General features: G+C 71.0%; 16 protein-coding genes. 8 read left to right on the forward strand and 8 right to left on the reverse strand.

Going from position 1 to position 14,275, the window contains the following annotated elements; all coding sequences use genetic code 11:
* Nucleotides 1–6: 6 nt before the first annotated feature.
* The 3 genes from IF78_RS0127710 to IF78_RS0127720 all read right to left on the reverse strand — a co-directional run bounded on the left by IF78_RS0127710 (nucleotide 7) and on the right by IF78_RS0127720 (nucleotide 5,112).
* A complete protein-coding gene (locus tag IF78_RS0127710) occupies nucleotides 7–1,524 on the reverse strand; it encodes a hypothetical protein (protein WP_425314631.1) in 1,518 nt (505 codons plus the stop codon).
* A gap of 428 nt (nucleotides 1,525–1,952) precedes the next feature.
* Nucleotides 1,953–3,587 carry an amidohydrolase gene (locus IF78_RS0127715; RefSeq protein WP_031485596.1) on the reverse strand — a complete coding sequence of 545 codons (1,635 nt, stop codon included), beginning with the start codon at nucleotides 3,585–3,587 and terminating at the stop codon, nucleotides 1,953–1,955.
* 19 nt (nucleotides 3,588–3,606) lie between these two features.
* Entirely contained in the window at nucleotides 3,607–5,112 is a 1,506-nt protein-coding gene (locus IF78_RS0127720; RefSeq protein WP_031485598.1) for an APC family permease, read from the reverse strand.
* Between the two features lie 125 nt (nucleotides 5,113–5,237).
* Between IF78_RS0127720 and IF78_RS0127725 the strand changes: the two genes are divergently transcribed.
* From IF78_RS0127725 to IF78_RS0127735, 3 genes are all read left to right on the forward strand, one after another.
* A complete protein-coding gene (locus IF78_RS0127725) occupies nucleotides 5,238–5,996 on the forward strand; it encodes a TetR/AcrR family transcriptional regulator (RefSeq protein ID WP_031485600.1) in 759 nt (252 codons plus the stop codon).
* Nucleotides 5,997–6,011: 15 nt separating this feature from the next.
* A complete protein-coding gene (locus IF78_RS0127730; RefSeq protein ID WP_031485602.1) occupies nucleotides 6,012–6,476 on the forward strand; it encodes a pyridoxamine 5'-phosphate oxidase family protein in 465 nt (154 codons plus the stop codon).
* A 78-nt stretch (nucleotides 6,477–6,554) separates the two neighbouring features.
* Entirely contained in the window at nucleotides 6,555–6,947 is a 393-nt protein-coding gene (locus tag IF78_RS0127735; protein WP_031485604.1) for a VOC family protein, read from the forward strand.
* A 36-nt stretch (nucleotides 6,948–6,983) separates the two neighbouring features.
* On the opposite strand, the gene IF78_RS0127740 is transcribed toward IF78_RS0127735, so the two are convergent.
* On the reverse strand, nucleotides 6,984–7,241 hold the full coding sequence (locus IF78_RS0127740) for a DUF4235 domain-containing protein (RefSeq protein WP_051828232.1): 258 nt from the start codon (nucleotides 7,239–7,241) through the stop codon (nucleotides 6,984–6,986).
* 67 nt (nucleotides 7,242–7,308) lie between these two features.
* A complete protein-coding gene (locus tag IF78_RS0127745) occupies nucleotides 7,309–8,322 on the reverse strand; it encodes a glutathione S-transferase family protein (RefSeq protein WP_031485608.1) in 1,014 nt (337 codons plus the stop codon).
* A gap of 105 nt (nucleotides 8,323–8,427) precedes the next feature.
* On the opposite strand from IF78_RS0127745, the gene IF78_RS0127750 reads away from it, so the two are divergent.
* The gene (locus IF78_RS0127750; protein WP_051828221.1) at nucleotides 8,428–9,399 is read left to right on the forward strand and encodes a cation diffusion facilitator family transporter; all 972 of its coding nucleotides are present in this window, start codon (nucleotides 8,428–8,430) and stop codon (nucleotides 9,397–9,399) included.
* A gap of 87 nt (nucleotides 9,400–9,486) precedes the next feature.
* Here IF78_RS0127750 and IF78_RS0127755 read toward each other — a convergent pair whose 3' ends face one another.
* Both IF78_RS0127755 and IF78_RS0127760 read right to left on the reverse strand, forming a co-directional pair.
* Nucleotides 9,487–9,936, reverse strand: a complete 450-nt coding sequence (locus IF78_RS0127755; RefSeq protein WP_031485612.1) for a nitroreductase family deazaflavin-dependent oxidoreductase — start codon at nucleotides 9,934–9,936, stop codon at nucleotides 9,487–9,489.
* Between the two features lie 79 nt (nucleotides 9,937–10,015).
* Nucleotides 10,016–10,642, reverse strand: coding sequence for a LysE family transporter (locus IF78_RS0127760; protein WP_031485615.1), 627 nt, complete (start codon nucleotides 10,640–10,642; stop codon nucleotides 10,016–10,018).
* Between the two features lie 337 nt (nucleotides 10,643–10,979).
* On the opposite strand from IF78_RS0127760, the gene IF78_RS0127765 reads away from it, so the two are divergent.
* The gene (locus IF78_RS0127765; protein ID WP_031485617.1) at nucleotides 10,980–12,188 is read left to right on the forward strand and encodes a cytochrome P450; all 1,209 of its coding nucleotides are present in this window, start codon (nucleotides 10,980–10,982) and stop codon (nucleotides 12,186–12,188) included.
* A 42-nt stretch (nucleotides 12,189–12,230) separates the two neighbouring features.
* The gene (locus IF78_RS0127770; protein ID WP_031485620.1) at nucleotides 12,231–12,431 is read left to right on the forward strand and encodes a ferredoxin; all 201 of its coding nucleotides are present in this window, start codon (nucleotides 12,231–12,233) and stop codon (nucleotides 12,429–12,431) included.
* A 55-nt stretch (nucleotides 12,432–12,486) separates the two neighbouring features.
* Here the strand turns inward: IF78_RS0127770 and IF78_RS0127775 are convergent, their stop codons facing one another.
* Complete coding sequence (locus IF78_RS0127775; protein ID WP_031485623.1) at nucleotides 12,487–13,038, reverse strand: TetR/AcrR family transcriptional regulator; 552 nt, start codon at nucleotides 13,036–13,038, stop codon at nucleotides 12,487–12,489.
* Between the two features lie 109 nt (nucleotides 13,039–13,147).
* On the opposite strand from IF78_RS0127775, the gene IF78_RS0127780 reads away from it, so the two are divergent.
* Together IF78_RS0127780 and IF78_RS0127785 are read left to right on the forward strand one after the other, a co-directional pair.
* Nucleotides 13,148–13,606, forward strand: a complete 459-nt coding sequence (locus IF78_RS0127780; protein WP_031485625.1) for a nuclear transport factor 2 family protein — start codon at nucleotides 13,148–13,150, stop codon at nucleotides 13,604–13,606.
* Between the two features lie 9 nt (nucleotides 13,607–13,615).
* Nucleotides 13,616–14,134 carry a flavoprotein gene (locus IF78_RS0127785; RefSeq protein ID WP_031485627.1) on the forward strand — a complete coding sequence of 173 codons (519 nt, stop codon included), beginning with the start codon at nucleotides 13,616–13,618 and terminating at the stop codon, nucleotides 14,132–14,134.
* Nucleotides 14,135–14,275 lie beyond the last annotated feature (141 nt).

Below are 14,275 nucleotides of genomic sequence, written 5' to 3' on the forward strand. Positions count from 1 at the left end.
GATGCGTCAGCCGTCGAGCCAGTCGCCTGCGAGGTCCGTGGGACGGTGTCCCGTGGCGTTCCAGAGGAAATGCGGGTGGGCGCAGCCGAACATGTAGGCGAGCAGTGCGGTGTCCTCCCTCCCGGTCTCAGGGTCGTGCAGGGCGTAGAAGAACTCGGATCCGGCTGCGCCGGAGTCTTGTTGGACCTCACGAGCGCGTGCCGTGGACGCTGCTGCGCCGGATGCCTCCAGGGCGGCGATGTACGTGCGCCGCAGGATCTCCCATGTGCTGTCGGTGTTGCCGTGCCAGGGGCCGTGCAGTGCTTCGAAGGCAAGGAGCTCGGCGTCGAAGAGGGGCCATGCCCCGGGGTATTGGGCTCGGCAGCGTGCGGACAGCTCGGCGGTCCGGGCGCTCAGAGCCGGCGCGGTGGGCCGCGGGCTGATGGTGAGGGTGGTGCCGTGGGTGAGGATGCCGGTGCATGCGTTGGGCTGAAGGTCGCACAGCGGGCACTCGTGGGCCGGGGGGAGGCCCTGGGTGATGCCGTCGAACCACAAGCCGTGGCGGCCCGTGAGCCCCAACCAGACGATGGTGCTGGGCATCAGCCAGGTGTTCCACATCGGGGGATGCGCTTCGGGCATGCAGCCGTACTTGACCATGGCGATGGCGCAGGCAGCGTAGAGGGCCTTGGTGTGGGTGGGCATGTCGGCGAGCCAGAAGTTGCTGATCTCGCCGGTGAGGGCGTCGACTCGTACGTCGGTCATGTCGTCGATGACGCGGCACAGCAGCAGGGAGGCGAGGTGTTCTTCCTGCCAGAGTTCGGTGTCGGGTGAGACGTGCCAGAAGAGGCAGTCCATCATCTGCAGGACCGAGTAGGTGCTCTGGCTGAGCGGGTTGGTCTGGGGGAGTACGACGCTGCCCGCGTGGTGCTGTCGGAGCCAGTACTCGTCCACGGATCGCTTATGGGCTGCGTAGAGTCCGCAGACCAGGGCCCGTGCGGTGTTGGTGCTGAAATTCTCGGCCAAGCGGCGTTCGATGAGCTGGGTGAGGTGCGTGGTGTCTATGGTGTCGATCACGCGTTTGTATTCGTGGAAGAGCAGGATGTCGTCCTCGAAGCGGTGGCGGTAGCCAAGGTCTCGTTCAAGGTCGTTCATCTGCCGGGCGAGGACCCATCCACCGGTCAGGACGCTGTCGAGCTCCCGGTGGTACGGCCAGGTCTTGACGGTGAGGGGACGACCGGCGCTCTGCCGCCAACCGTAGTCGGCCGGCGTGCGTTCGGGCGGCATGGGCAGCCGACGGCACAGAGAGCAGGCGCAGACGGCTGTCTGCTCCTCCTCGCGCGGCGCGGAGAGTGCCCGGCTCCGCCAGGCCCCTTCGAGCATCGTGCAAGTGAGTCGGCAGATCTCGATATCGGTGCTGACCTGGGGGAAGGCCGCTTCGATCACGCGCAGGCCGGCGTCGAGTCGCCTCAACCTGGCGTGGCCCTCCTCGTCGGGCGGGAGGAAGGCGCGCGGGGCGAGCTGGAGGGCTCCCTCCACATGCAGCATGGTGCCGGCGCGGGGGGATCCAAGTGCGTCCAGCCGCTGCTGAGCGGCGTTCTGGCTATCTCGGAACTCATCCGTGCATCCATTGATGTGTTTCGCGAAGAGGCGGACCAGGGCGTTCCCCGCCTCCGCCGGCTGAGGCCGGCCGCTTGGCTGCGCCGGGATCAAGCTGTGGGTGGATGTCTCCGGACCACCGCCTACGACTCGAGATTTCACACCGGTCTCCCTTCAAGCTGTGGTCCTGGCAACGGAATCGATCGGCCCGGGAGACGGCAGCAAAAAGTCCCCCGCCCCTGCGTGCGGGCGGTCACCGTGACCGCCCGCTCACTCGAACTGGGTTTCGCGATACGAAAGTTGAACCGGGAAGCGGTACGAGACTGCCCAGAGCGTAAATGATCTACGCGTAACCGGACCGTGATCTCCGTTACTGCTCAGGCCTCTTGAGCTGCGTATACTCGCGCGCCCCCGACATAAGTGAGAGCTACACGCGTCTCGGTGATCGCGTCGACCGGCGCGTCGAACGGATCGCGGTCCAGGACCACGAGATCCGCCAGCGCTCCTGCACGAATCTCGCCCGTGTCGTCTAGGTGGTTCACATAGGCCGAGCCCGCCGTGTACGCGGTCAACGCCTCGGCGAGTCCGATCCGTTCGCCGGGCAGGAACACCGGCGTGTCGCCGCCGTCCGGTGTCACGCGGTTGACCGCCACATGGATCCCCTGCAGCGGATCGGGGCTGCTCACCGGCCAGTCGCTGCCCGCCGCGAGCCGGGCGCCGGAGCGCAGCAGTGCGCCGAACGGGTACTGCCACGCGGCCCGTTCGGGCCCCAGGAAGGGGATGGTCAGCTCGTCCATCTGTGGTTCGTGCGCCGCCCACAGCGGCTGGATGTTCGCCGTGGCCCCGAGCCGGGCGAAGCGCGGCACGTCGCCGGGCTGGACGACCTGGAGATGTGCCAGATGGGGCCGCGTGTCGCTGGGTCCGTTGGCGCCGCGCGCGGCCTCGATCGCGTCGAGCGCGTCGCGTACGGCCCGGTCGCCGAGGGCGTGGAAGTGGCACTGGAAGCCGAGCGCGTCCAACTCGGTGACGAACTTGGGCAGTTGCCCTGCGTCGATGAAGGCCGTGCCCCGGTTGGCGGTGGCGCAGCCGCACTTGTCGAGGTAGGGATCCAGCAGTGCCGCGGTGCCGGTCTCGGCGACGCCGTCCAGCATCAGCTTGACACTGCCCGCCCGGAACCGGCCGTGGCTCAACGCGGCCCGCCGCTCGACCAGTTCGGGAATCTGCTCGGCGCCGCGCTCGCGGTCCCACCACAGCGCGCCGACGACACGCGCGGTGAGCGAGCCGTCCCGAGCGGCGGCCAGGTACGCCTCCGAGGGGTCGTCCATGCCGAGGAACTCCCCGACCAGCGCGTCCTGCCAGGCCGTGATCCCGAGCGCGTGCAGATGCCGCTGGGCGTGCAGCAGCGCCACCACCCGGTCGGCCCGCGTGGCGGGCGGGGTGAGCCGCCCCACCAACTGCATCGCGCCCTCCTGCAACGTCCCGCTCGGCTCGCCGGAGGCGTCCCGGTCGATGCGTCCGTCGGCCGGGTCGGGCGTGTCGCGCGTGATGCCCGCGAGGGCGAGGGCGCGGCTGTTGACCCAGGCGCCGTGGTGATCGCGGTTGGGCAGGTACACCGGCCGGTCGGGCACCACGGCGTCCAGCAGCTCCTTTGTCGGTGTACCGCCCTCGAAGGCCTCCATCGACCAGCCGCCGCCGGTGATCCACTCCCGCTCGGGGTGCGCGGCGGCGTACGCCCGCACCGCGGCGAGCGTCTCGTCGGCCGTCTTCGCCCCCGTCAGGTCGCACTGGGTGAGCTCAAGCCCGGCCGGCACCGGGTGCACGTGCGCGTCCTGGAACCCGGGCAGCAGCAGCCGCCCGGCGAGGTCCACCACCTCGGTCCGCGGTCCGGCGAGGTCGTGCACCTCCTGTCGTCCTACGGCCGTGATGCGGTCGCCGGTGACGGCCACGGCGGTCGCGGTGCGGCCCTCGGGGGTGAGGACGGGGCCGCCGGTGAAGAGGAGATCTGCGTGCATGGTCCGTTTCCTGGTCGGGTCAGCGGGATGTGGTGAGGAGCTGGGGCGCGTCGGCGTCGGTGCCCTTGCCGGTGTGGAAGTACGGTGAGCGGCGCACCCATCTGGCCCACGCGGCGGCGACGAAGCCGGACGCGATCACCGCCAGGGGAGCGAACAGCAGGAACCACCCGTTGTCCGCGCTGACTTCGAAGTGGTCGGCGGAGGTGTAGAAGGACCAGCCGAGGTAGCCGCCGAGGCCGAGCAGCACCGCCGCGCTCAGCGCGGGCAGGACGACCGCGCGCACGCCCTGCCGCCAGTCCTCGCGCAGCAGCGCGCGGAACCGCACCGCCGCCGCGATGGCCGTGAGGGCGTAGGACAGGGCGACGACGATGCCCACGGCGCTCACCGTCGCCATGATCATGTCGGCCAGGCGCGGGATGACCAGCGCGAGCGCCGCGACCATCGCGGCCAGTGTGCCGATCAGCACCGTTCCGGCCGCCGGAGTCCCGTACCGGGGGCTGACCTTGGACCACACCGGTCCGAGCGTACGGTCCCGGCTCATCGCGAACATCGCCCTGGCCGTCGGGATCACCCCGGCCTGGAGCGAGGCCACGGCCGAGAACATCAGGGCGATCAGGGGGAGCGCCGCCCAGGGCTGGGAGGCCAGCCGCTCGCCGAAGAAGGCGAGGCCCTCGGCGCCGTGCCCCACCAACTCCTCCTCGGACAGGACGCGCTGGAAGGCGACCGAGCCGAGCAGGAACAACGCCAGCATGGTGAACAGGGTGGTGATCCCGGCCCGGGACGCGTCACGCGGGTCGCGGACCTCCTCGTTCACGCTGAACGCCGACTCGAATCCCCAGTAGCAGAACACCGACAGCAACATGCCCTGCGCCAGTGCCGTCGGCGACGGGATCGCGAACGGGTCGAACCAGCTCAGGCTGAAGTCGTGTGGGCCGGTGACGATGCCGTATCCGCAGAAGCCCAGCAGGACGACGTACTCGAAGACCAGCAGCCCAGCCTGCAGCCGCGCGGCCGTGCGGATGCCGGTCACGGCCGTCAGCGTGACCGCCACCAGGACCAGGATGCCGACCGCCGTGGTCTGTGCGGTGGAACCCGGGTCCAGCGCGAACCCGCCCACCCGGTGCAGCCCGGCGTCCCCCGCCAGTTGGAGCAGTGCCGAGCCGGTGACCGCGGTGGTGTAGGCGAGGAACGCCACCACCGCCACGATGTTCACCCAGCCGACCATGAACCCGAGCCACGGAGTGAGGGAACGGCCCACCCACACATAGCCGTTGCCCGCGTTCGGCTCGACCCGGTTCAGCCGGGTGTAGGCGCTCGCGATGCCGAGGACCGGCAGGAACGCCAGCAGCATGATCGCCGGCAGATGCAGGCCGACCACGCCGGCCGTGACCCCGAGCCCGATGCCGATGCTGGTGGTCGCGGCCGTGCTGGACGCGGCGATCGCGACGCCGTCGAGGACACCGAGGGACTTGCGCAACGCGGGGCGCGCGGGAGGGTCGACGCTGTAGGGCTGCTTGTCGGACATGGCCGGTCTCCGCTCGCACCGGGGGCCTGGGCGGCCCCGATGAGCGGACATGAAACTGTCCGAGGGGTTAACAGGTCAACGGTGTTGTCATAAGGTGCGGGCACCGTCCCCGAGGGAGGCAGTCCATGAGCGAGCGCGTCGTCCCGCCGGCCGCCCGGCAGCGCAGGCGCCCCACCAAGCAGGGCGTCATGCTGTCCGAGGGACTGATCGTGGAGACGGCCCTGCGGCTCATCGAGGAGCACGGCGCCGACGCCCTCTCGGTGCGCCGCCTCGGTCGCGCGCTCGGCGCCGACCCGAGCTCGCTGTACCGGTACTTCCGGCACACCGACGACCTGATGCTCGCCATCGCCGACGAACTCATCGGCCGTACGCTGCGCACCTGGCGTCCCACCGGCGACTGGCGCGCCGACCTGCGCGACCTCGGCCTGCGGATGCACGCCGGGGCCCTCGCGCACCCCCGGGCGGCCGTGCTCAGCTCGTACCGGGTGACCGGGCGGGCGTACGAGATCCAGGCCGTCGAGACCATCCTCGGTGTGCTGCTCGGCGCCGGTTTCCCCGACGCCGAGGCGGTGCGGCTCTACCACGTGTTCGTCGACCAGGCCCTCGCCTACGGCGCCCTCGACTCGGCGAGCCTGGCGATGCCGAAGGCCGCGCGTGACGCGGAGGCGGCCGTCTGGCGGTCCACGTACGCCCGGCTGCCCGCGGACACCCACCCACACATCGCCGCCACCGCCCGCCATCTCGTGGCGGACATGCCGCACAGCTCCTACCCGGGCGCCCTGGACCTGCTGCTCGCCGCCGCGGCGGCTCGGCTGGCGGAAATCCGTGCACGGGCCGGCCCCCGGACGGCCACAATGGGCACATCCGTCAACACCGCCCCATGAGGAGGCCGTTCAGCGATGACGCGTCCGCCCGCACGTCCCGCCAAGCAGCGCAAGCAGGACACCCTGCACCGACTGGAGCACGACGAGGACGTGTGGGTCGCCACGGCTGAGGTCGACGGGGGTGTGCCGTATCTCGTCCCGCTCTCCTTCCTGTGGGACGGCTCGACCCTGCTGCTGGCCACGCCGGCCAACAGCCCGACGGGCCGTAACCTGCGGACGACCGGCAGAGCGCGCCTCGGTGTCGGACCGACCCGCGACGTCGTCATGATCGAGGGCACGGTGGACACGCTCACCACGGCCCAGCTGGCCGAGGGAGAGGCCGACCGCTTCGCGGCCCGGACCGGCTTCGATCCACGTCAACTCAGCACGCCCTACCTGTACTTCCGTGTCCGGCCACAGCGGGTGCAGGCCTGGCGCGAGGCCGACGAGCTGGCCGGGCGCGAGCTGATGGCGGACGGGAAGTGGCTGGTGGCGGACTGAAACAGACCGGTCGGGACACCCGTGAGGTACAGGGTGGCGAGGCAGGTCGCCCCGCGCCCCGGACCCTTCGGAGGAGCCATGTCGCTGGTGAAAGCAGGATTCGTGGTGCTCGACTGTGCCGAGCCGGAGAAGCTCGCCGTGTTCTACCGGGAACTGCTGGAGGCCGAGCAGACGGAGGCGACCGCCAACCGCGTGGAGATCAGGGGCGCCGACGGTACCCGGCTCGCGTTCCGTCGCGACGTGAACGCGACGCCGCCGAGCTGGCCCCGCCCCGAGAACTCCCTCCAGGCTCACCTGGACTTCGTCGTGACGGACCTGGACGAGGCGGAGCGCGTGATCGTCGGGCTCGGCGGGCGGCCCCTGGAGGCGAAGGAGGCGGCGGGCCCCTACGAGGAACGCGGCTACGCCGACCCGTCCGGTCACTCCTTCACCTTGCGCCTGGTCGCCCCTACGGCGCCGAAGCAGGGTTGAGCCTCCCCCGATTCGGTCGGTCTCGCCTACGGGCCCTCAGTCCCGCCCGCCCTTCTCGCTGACCGGCCACACGCCCGTGGAGCGTTCGATGGCCTTCGCGCCCGTACGGTCGGCCAGGCTTCGGGCCACCGCGAACAGGGCGCCCTGGACCGCGGCCGCCAGCAGGATCTCCCCCCAGCCGCGGTCCCGGTCCAGTGCGTCGGGGGCGTCCTCCTCGTGCCGTATCGCCATCCAGGTCTTGCGGAAGGCGAGCCCCGCCAGCCAGCCACTCGACCAGCCGAGCGCGAATCCCATGGGCTTGTAGGCGAGGGGGAGCTTCAGCTTCTTCTTGGTCCTCTTGGCCACGTGCGCCTCCTTGATGTCAGGGCCGCCCCCGAGCAGGGACGTCCTCGGCCTGCGGAACCGGCCCGGGCGGCGTGCCGTCGCCGAACGGCCTGCCGCCCAGCTCCTGGCGGTGGTGCGGGGTCAGCCAGCCCGACAGATCCGGCCCGAGGGGGACGATGCCGGTCGGGTTGATGCCGCTGTGCACCCGGTAGTAGTGCCGCTTGATGTGGTCGAAGTCGACGGTGTCACCGAATCCGGGCGTCTGGCAGAGGTCGCGGACGTACGCCCACAGCACCTTGTTCTCCGTCAGCTTCCAGCGGTTGCACTTGAAGTGGCCGTGATAGACGGCGTCGAAGCGGACCAGCGTGGTGAACAGCCGGATGTCCGCCTCGGTGATCGTGTCGCCGACCAGATAACGCCGCCCGGCCAGCCGCTCCGCCAGCAGCTCCAGCCGCCGGAAGAGCCGCCCGTACGCCTCCTCGTACTCCTCCTGCCCGGTGGCGAACCCCGCCCGGTACACACCGTTGTTGACGTCCTCGTAGACGTCCGCCATGACGGCGTCGATCTCGTCCCGCAGCGCCTTCGGGTAGAGATCGGGCGCCCCCTCGCGGTGCAGGGCCGTCCACTCGGTGGCGAGGTCGAGCGTGATCCGCTGGTAGTCGTTGGTGACCAGCCTGCCGCTGGGCACGTCCACGATCGCGGGGACGCTGACACCGCCCGGGTAGTCGGTCTCCCGCCGGTCGTAGGCCTCGCTGAGGAAGCGGATGCCGAGCACCGGGTCGCGGCCGTCGGGGTCCAGGGTGAAGCGCCAGCTGCGGTCGTCCTGGATCGGGTCGGCGATCGCCAGCGACAGGGCGTCCTCCAGGCCGAGCAGCCGCCGGGAGATCACCGCCCGGCTCGCCCACGGGCAGGCACGGCTGACCACCAGACGGTAGCGGCCCGCCGCCACCGGCCAGCTGTCCCGGCCGTCCGCGGTGATCCGGTCCGTGAAGTGGGCCCTCGACCGCTGGAACGACTTCCTGCCGTAAGCGGTGTTGCCCCCGCCGCTCATCATCGCGCTCCTCCCTGCCGTACACCGGTTTCCCAGGCACACCGAGTCCCCCGATTTCCGCCGACGGCACGGAGTGATCCGCGTCGACCCGGGCAATCGGATTCGATGAGCAGGACGACGGAAGCACCCAGGACGGACCGCAGGACGCAGGTCACCGTCCTCGTGGCCCTCGCGGCCAACCTCGTGATCGCCCTCGCCAAGACGGTCGGCGGACTCCTCGCGAACTCGCCGGCTCTGCTGTCGGAGGCGGCGCACTCCGTGGCGGACGGCATGAACGAGATCTTCCTGCTGGCCTCGCTGCGCCGCAGCCGCCGTCCCGCCGACGCACGCCACCCCTTCGGCTACGGCAAGGAACGCTTCTTCTGGTCGCTGCTCGCGGCCGTCGGCATCTTCGTGATGGGCGGCTGCTTCTCCTTCTTCCAGGGCTTCGAGGCGCTGCACGCCGGCGCCCAGGAGCAGTTCGGCGGCTACGCGGCGGGCATGATCGTGCTCGGCGTCGCCTTCGCCGCCGAGGGAGCCTCCCTGGTGCGGGCCCTGCATCAGGTGCGCCGGCAGGGCGGACTCGTGGACGGTCTGCGCGACCCCGCCCTGCGCACGGTCGTCGCCGAGGACGCCACGGCGGTGCTCGGCGTGACCCTCGCCTTCACGGGCATGGCGCTGCACATGGTGACCGGGCACGTCGTCTGGGAGGCGTCCGCCTCGTTCGCGATCGGCGCGCTCCTCGTGTACGTCGCCTACCGGCTGGGGCGTGAGGCCCGCGACCAGCTGATCGGGGAGGCCGCCGCCCCGGAGACCGACGCCGCGATCCGTGCCCTGCTGGAGGCGCAGCCGGAGATCGACAGCGTGGAGGCGCTCTTCACGATGAAGACGGGCCTGGAGACGGCTCTGGTGGCGGCCCGGGTCGATCTCGTGCCCGGGATCGACAGCGAACGGGTGGAGGAGGTCGCCGTGCGCATCAAGCGGTCCATCGGCCGCGCCGTCGCCGAGGCGGACCAGATCTTCCTCGACGTGACGGAGCGCTCCGCCCGCGAGGCGCAGGGAAGCCCCGCCGCGACGGGGGAACGCGGCGGGGCCTGACGCACGTGTGCCCGGCGGTCGCCGGTTCATGCGTCCCCGGGAAGAAAAAGTTTCCGAAGGCGCGGCCGGCTCCCTCCGGAACGCCGGTCAGTCCTCGTCGACCGGCTCCAGCACGAAGACCGGGATCACCCGGTCCGTCTTCTCCTGGTAGTCCGCGTAGGGCGGGTACGCCGCGACGGCCCGCTCCCACCACTCGTCCTTCTCCGCGCCGGTGACCTCGCGGGCCTTCATGTCCCGCAGCTCAGTGCCGTCCCGGAGCTCGACACGGGGGTCGGCCTTGACGTTGTGGTACCAGACGGGGTGCTTGGGCGCACCGCCGAGCGAGGCCACCGCGGCGTAGCGCCCCTCGTGCTCGACGCGCATCAGGGGCGTCTTGCGGAGCTTGCCGCTCCGGGCACCGCGGGTCGTGAGCAGGATGACGGGCATCCCCGTGTTCATGAGGGTCGTGCCCTCGGTGCCGCCGGAGCTCTCGTACAACTCCACCTGGTCACGTACCCACTTGGTCGGGCTGGGCTCGTACTCGCCCTCGAGAGGCATGGCATCGGTCCCATCGTCGTGTCGTGGTCCTGACTGACACGGTCCTCAACACCGGCACGCGCGAGAATCATCCTGCCGCCTACCGCACCAGCATCCGCACGGCCAGCGCCAGGATCACCGCGCTCGACACCAGCGCCGTGACCAACCGCCCCCGGTTCCCCGTCAGTACCCGTCCCAGCAGCGCCCCGCCCCCGGCGAGCAGCAGCTGCCAGCTGGCCGACGCCGCGAACGCGGCCAGCACGAACACGCCCTGTTCCAGGGGCCGTACGGCGTCGGTCGCATGGGTGCCGAGGACGAGGGCCGCGAAGTAGATCACGGTGGTGGGGTTGAGCAGGGTGATGCCCAGCAGCGTCAGGTAGGCGCGGGCCGGGCTCGGGGGCGGGGGAGTGGAGCGGGTGGCGATCCGGTGGCCGCGGTAGTGGCGTACGGCGATGACCGCGCCTCGTACCGCGAGGACCGCCAGCACCAGGGCGGAGGCCCAGCGCAGCGGCACCAGGACCGGACGCAGCGCGGCGGCGAGAGCGGAGCCGCCGAGGGTGGCCACCAGGGCGTAGAGCCAGTCGGCGGTCGCGACGCCGAGCGCGGCGCAGACCCCGGTCCGCAGGGACGTACGGGCGGTGAGGGAGACGAGGTAGGTCGCGACCGCGCCGACCGGGACGGCGATGCCGTAGCCCGCGAGCAGTCCCGCGACGAGCGCGGCGGTCACGACGTGGGAAGCGTGGGCCTCCACGGTCGGCCGGACTGCTGCTGGGACCGCGCGGCGGGAACGGCGACGGTCAGCGGCAGGAAGGCGATGGTCGTAGGCATGGCCGGATTCTGCGGGTGGCGGGCGCCCGCCGACAAGCGAATTTCTCCGCTGTCTCCACAGAGCAGGCCGGACGCCCCCGAGGGCGGAGCGACGTCGGCGTGACCGAAGCTCTGTGCGACCATCCCCGGCCAGATTGCCCATACGCCTGATCTGGCCGAACTTGGCATCCCGCTGTAGATGCCCCAGGCATCTAATGAAGATCGGCACGACGCACCCTTCGTCTGCGAGGTCTTCCATGACGGACATGACGGAATCGCATACCGTCGCCTTCCCCCAGAACCGCACCTGTCCGTACCACCCACCCACGGCCTACGACCCGCTGCGCGACACCCGCCCGTTGGCCCGCGTGCGGCTCTACGACGGCCGTCTCGTATGGATGGTCACCGGGCACACCCTCGCCCGCACCCTGCTGGCCGACCCGCGCCTGTCCACCGATCCCAACCGTCCCGAATTCCCCGCGACCAACGCCCGGTTCGCGGAGATCCGCCGCCGGAAGACCGCGCTGCTCGGCGTCGACGACCCCGAACACCGCGTCCAGCGGCGGATGATGATCCCCAGCTTCACCCTCAAGCGCGCTGCCGAACTGCGCCCGCGGATCCAGCAGATCGTGGACGAGCGGATCGACGCGATGGTCGCCCAGGGGCCGCCCGCCGAGCTGGTGAGCGCGTTCGCCCTGCCCGTGCCGTCGATGGTGATCTGCGCCCTGCTCGGCGTCCCCTACGCGGACCACGAGTTCTTCGAGGGCCAGTCCCGCCGGCTGCTGCGCGGGCCGACGGCCGCCGACTCCATGGACGCGCGCGCCCGTATGGAGAGCTACTTCGAGGAGCTGATCGACCGCAAGCAGAAGCAGGCGGAGGTGTCCGACGGCGTCCTGGGTGAACTCGTCCGCGAGCGGCTGCGCGACGGTGAGCTGGACCGGGAGGAGCTCATCGCCATGGCGATCATCTTGCTGGTCGCCGGCCACGAGACGACCGCCAACATGATCTCCCTCGGTACCTACACGCTCCTCCAGCACCCCGACAGCCTGGCCGAGTTGCGCGCCGACCCGGGGCTGCTGCCCGCCGCGGTCGACGAGCTCATGCGGATGCTGTCGATCGCTGACGGGCTGCTGCGGGTCGCCGTCGAGGACATCGAGGTGGCCGGCGAGACAATCCGGGCGGGTGACGGTGTGGTCTTCTCGACGTCGGTCATCAACCGCGACGAGGCCGTGTACGCCGACCCGGACACCCTGGACTGGCACCGTCCGGCCCGTCACCACGTCGCCTTCGGTTTCGGCATCCACCAGTGCCTCGGCCAGAACCTGGCCCGCGCCGAGATGGAGATCGCCCTGCACACCCTCTTCGAGAGGCTGCCCACCCTGCGCCTTGCCGTCCCTGCGGAGGAAATCCCCTTCAAACCCGGCGACACGATCCAGGGGATGCTGGAACTCCCCGTGACCTGGTAAGAGGCTCCGGTCATGCACAACGAAACGCACGAATCAGAACATATCCACATCGACATCGACCATGACCGCTGTATCGGCGCCGGCCAGTGCGCCCTGGCCGCCCCGTCCGTCTTCACCCAGGACGACGACGGTTTCAGCGCCCTGCTCCCGGGCCGGGAGGACGGCGGCGGCGACCCGATGGTGCGGGAGGCCGCCCGGGCCTGCCCGGTGAGCGCCATCACCGTGTCGGACGCGGGGAGCTGACGGAGGGTCCGTCTCTCGACCCCGGTGGCCGGCTCACGGCCACCGGGGCCCGCCCTCAGCGCGCCGCCACCAGCGACCGCGCCGCCTCCCGCGCCTCGGTCGCCGGTCGCGTACCGCCCGTTATCCCCGCGGTGACCATGGCGCCCTCGGCCAGCAGATACAGCGGACCGGTCAGCGCGTCGGGCAGCCCGGCCCCGGCCACCAGCGAGGCGAGATAGTCACGGAACGCGCGCTTGTGCGCCCGCACCTGCTCCGCGACCCGCTCCGACCGGGCGCCCAACTCGCCGTACGAGTTGATCCAGGCGCACCCGCGGAAGTCCGCCTCGCCGAACCACTCCTCCAGCCAGTCGAAGACGGCCAGGATCCGCCGTTCGGGATCCGGCTGCCGCTCCACGTACTCGGCGAGCCGCCCGCGCCAGCGCACGTCGCGCCGCTCCAGATACGCCTCGACCAGGTGCTCCTTCGCCGGGAAGAGCTGATAGAGCCGCTTGAGCGAGACCCCGGACGCGCCCCGGATGTCGTCCATGCCGACGGACTGGATGCCGCGCCCGTAGAACAGGCTCTCCGCGGCGTCCAGTGCCTGCTCCCGGGCGGTTGCGCTGTCCATGTACGACCTCTCCTTGACGCGAGAACGAGCGTTCTCCTACGGTAGCAGTCATGCTGGAGAACGCACGTTCTCCCCTGCTGCCGCCACCATTTCGGCCCCGGAGGACGACATGACCGACCGCCCGCCCCTGCCGCCGTTCACCCGCGAGACCGCCGCACAGAAGGTGCAGGCCGCCGAGGACGCGTGGAACACCCGCGACCCGCACAGGGTCGCCCTCGCCTACTCCGAGGACTCGGTGTGGCGCAACCGGGACACCTTCGTCACCGGCCGCGCCGAGATCGCCGAGTTCCTCACCGCGAAGTGGGCCCGGGAGCGGGAGTACGCGCTGCGCAAGGACCTGTGGGCCTTCGACGGCAACCGCATCGCGGTCCGCTTCCAGTACGAGTGCCGGGACGCCGAGGGCCAGTGGTGGCGGGCGTACGGCAACGAGCTGTGGGAGTTCGACGAGCACGGGCTGATGACCCGGCGTGAGGCGAGCATCAACGACGTGCCGATCGAGGAGAAGGAGCGCCGGATCCCGGGGTCGCGCCCCGAGTCCGAGCGAGGGCTGTCCTTCCCCCTTCAGTAGGGTTCCGGCGTGACCGAACAGGACGAGACACCGCCCTTCCTCTACGTCGTGGTCTGCGGCGCCGGCGTCGCCGCGGACGTCGGCAAGCTGATCACGGCCGCACAGGAACGGGAGTGGCACGTCGGGGTCATCGCGACACCGACCGCCATGAACGGCTTCTTCGACACGGCCGCCGTCGAGGCCCAGACCGGCTGTCCGATCCGCTCCGCCTGGCGCCGCCCGGGCGAGCCGCGGCCCTTCCCGGAGCCGGACGCGGTCGTGGTCGCCCCGGCCACCTTCAACACGATCAACAAGTGGGCGGCCGGCATCGCCGACACCCTCGCCGTGGCGACGCTGTGCGAGGCATCCGGCCAGGGCATCCCGATCGGCGTCCTGACCTGCGTCTCCGACGCGCTCGCCGGCCATCCCGCCTACCAGGACAGCCTGATACGGCTGCGGGGGATGGGCGTGCGGTTCGGCTACCCGTACCAGGGCGCGGACGGCGAGGAGTTCGGCTGGGAGCGGGCCCTGGACCTGCTGGAGCGGTGACCCGGCCCCCGACAAAGGGGTCCCGGGTCACCGCCGCATGGCCGTTGTCGCGCCGATTGTTGTGCGCGTAGTGGACGACCAGCACATAGTGGCCGGAGCGGGGCGCGTCCAGCGTGAACCCTGCCGCGCACGCCCGGTGTG

Origin of the sequence: Streptomyces bicolor (assembly GCF_000719285.1) — a bacterium.
Classification (GTDB): domain Bacteria; phylum Actinomycetota; class Actinomycetes; order Streptomycetales; family Streptomycetaceae; genus Streptomyces; species Streptomyces bicolor.

Bases quoted from the DNA above. Each gene is read 5' to 3' on its own strand.
- IF78_RS0127710 (WP_425314631.1), bottom strand. From the start codon at position 1,524: ATGCTGCATGTGGAGGGAGCCCTCCAGCTCGCCCCGCGCGCCTTCCTC.
- IF78_RS0127715 (WP_031485596.1), bottom strand. From the start codon at position 3,587: ATGCACGCAGATCTCCTCTTCACCGGCGGCCCCGTCCTCACCCCCGAG.
- IF78_RS0127720 (WP_031485598.1), bottom strand. From the start codon at position 5,112: ATGTCCGACAAGCAGCCCTACAGCGTCGACCCTCCCGCGCGCCCCGCG.
- IF78_RS0127725 (WP_031485600.1), top strand. From the start codon at position 5,238: ATGAGCGAGCGCGTCGTCCCGCCGGCCGCCCGGCAGCGCAGGCGCCCC.
- IF78_RS0127730 (WP_031485602.1), top strand. From the start codon at position 6,012: ATGACGCGTCCGCCCGCACGTCCCGCCAAGCAGCGCAAGCAGGACACC.
- IF78_RS0127735 (WP_031485604.1), top strand. From the start codon at position 6,555: ATGTCGCTGGTGAAAGCAGGATTCGTGGTGCTCGACTGTGCCGAGCCG.
- IF78_RS0127740 (WP_051828232.1), bottom strand. From the start codon at position 7,241: ATGGGATTCGCGCTCGGCTGGTCGAGTGGCTGGCTGGCGGGGCTCGCC.
- IF78_RS0127745 (WP_031485608.1), bottom strand. From the start codon at position 8,322: ATGAGCGGCGGGGGCAACACCGCTTACGGCAGGAAGTCGTTCCAGCGG.
- IF78_RS0127750 (WP_051828221.1), top strand. From the start codon at position 8,428: ATGAGCAGGACGACGGAAGCACCCAGGACGGACCGCAGGACGCAGGTC.
- IF78_RS0127755 (WP_031485612.1), bottom strand. From the start codon at position 9,936: ATGCCTCTCGAGGGCGAGTACGAGCCCAGCCCGACCAAGTGGGTACGT.
- IF78_RS0127765 (WP_031485617.1), top strand. From the start codon at position 10,980: ATGACGGACATGACGGAATCGCATACCGTCGCCTTCCCCCAGAACCGC.
- IF78_RS0127775 (WP_031485623.1), bottom strand. From the start codon at position 13,038: ATGGACAGCGCAACCGCCCGGGAGCAGGCACTGGACGCCGCGGAGAGC.
- IF78_RS0127780 (WP_031485625.1), top strand. From the start codon at position 13,148: ATGACCGACCGCCCGCCCCTGCCGCCGTTCACCCGCGAGACCGCCGCA.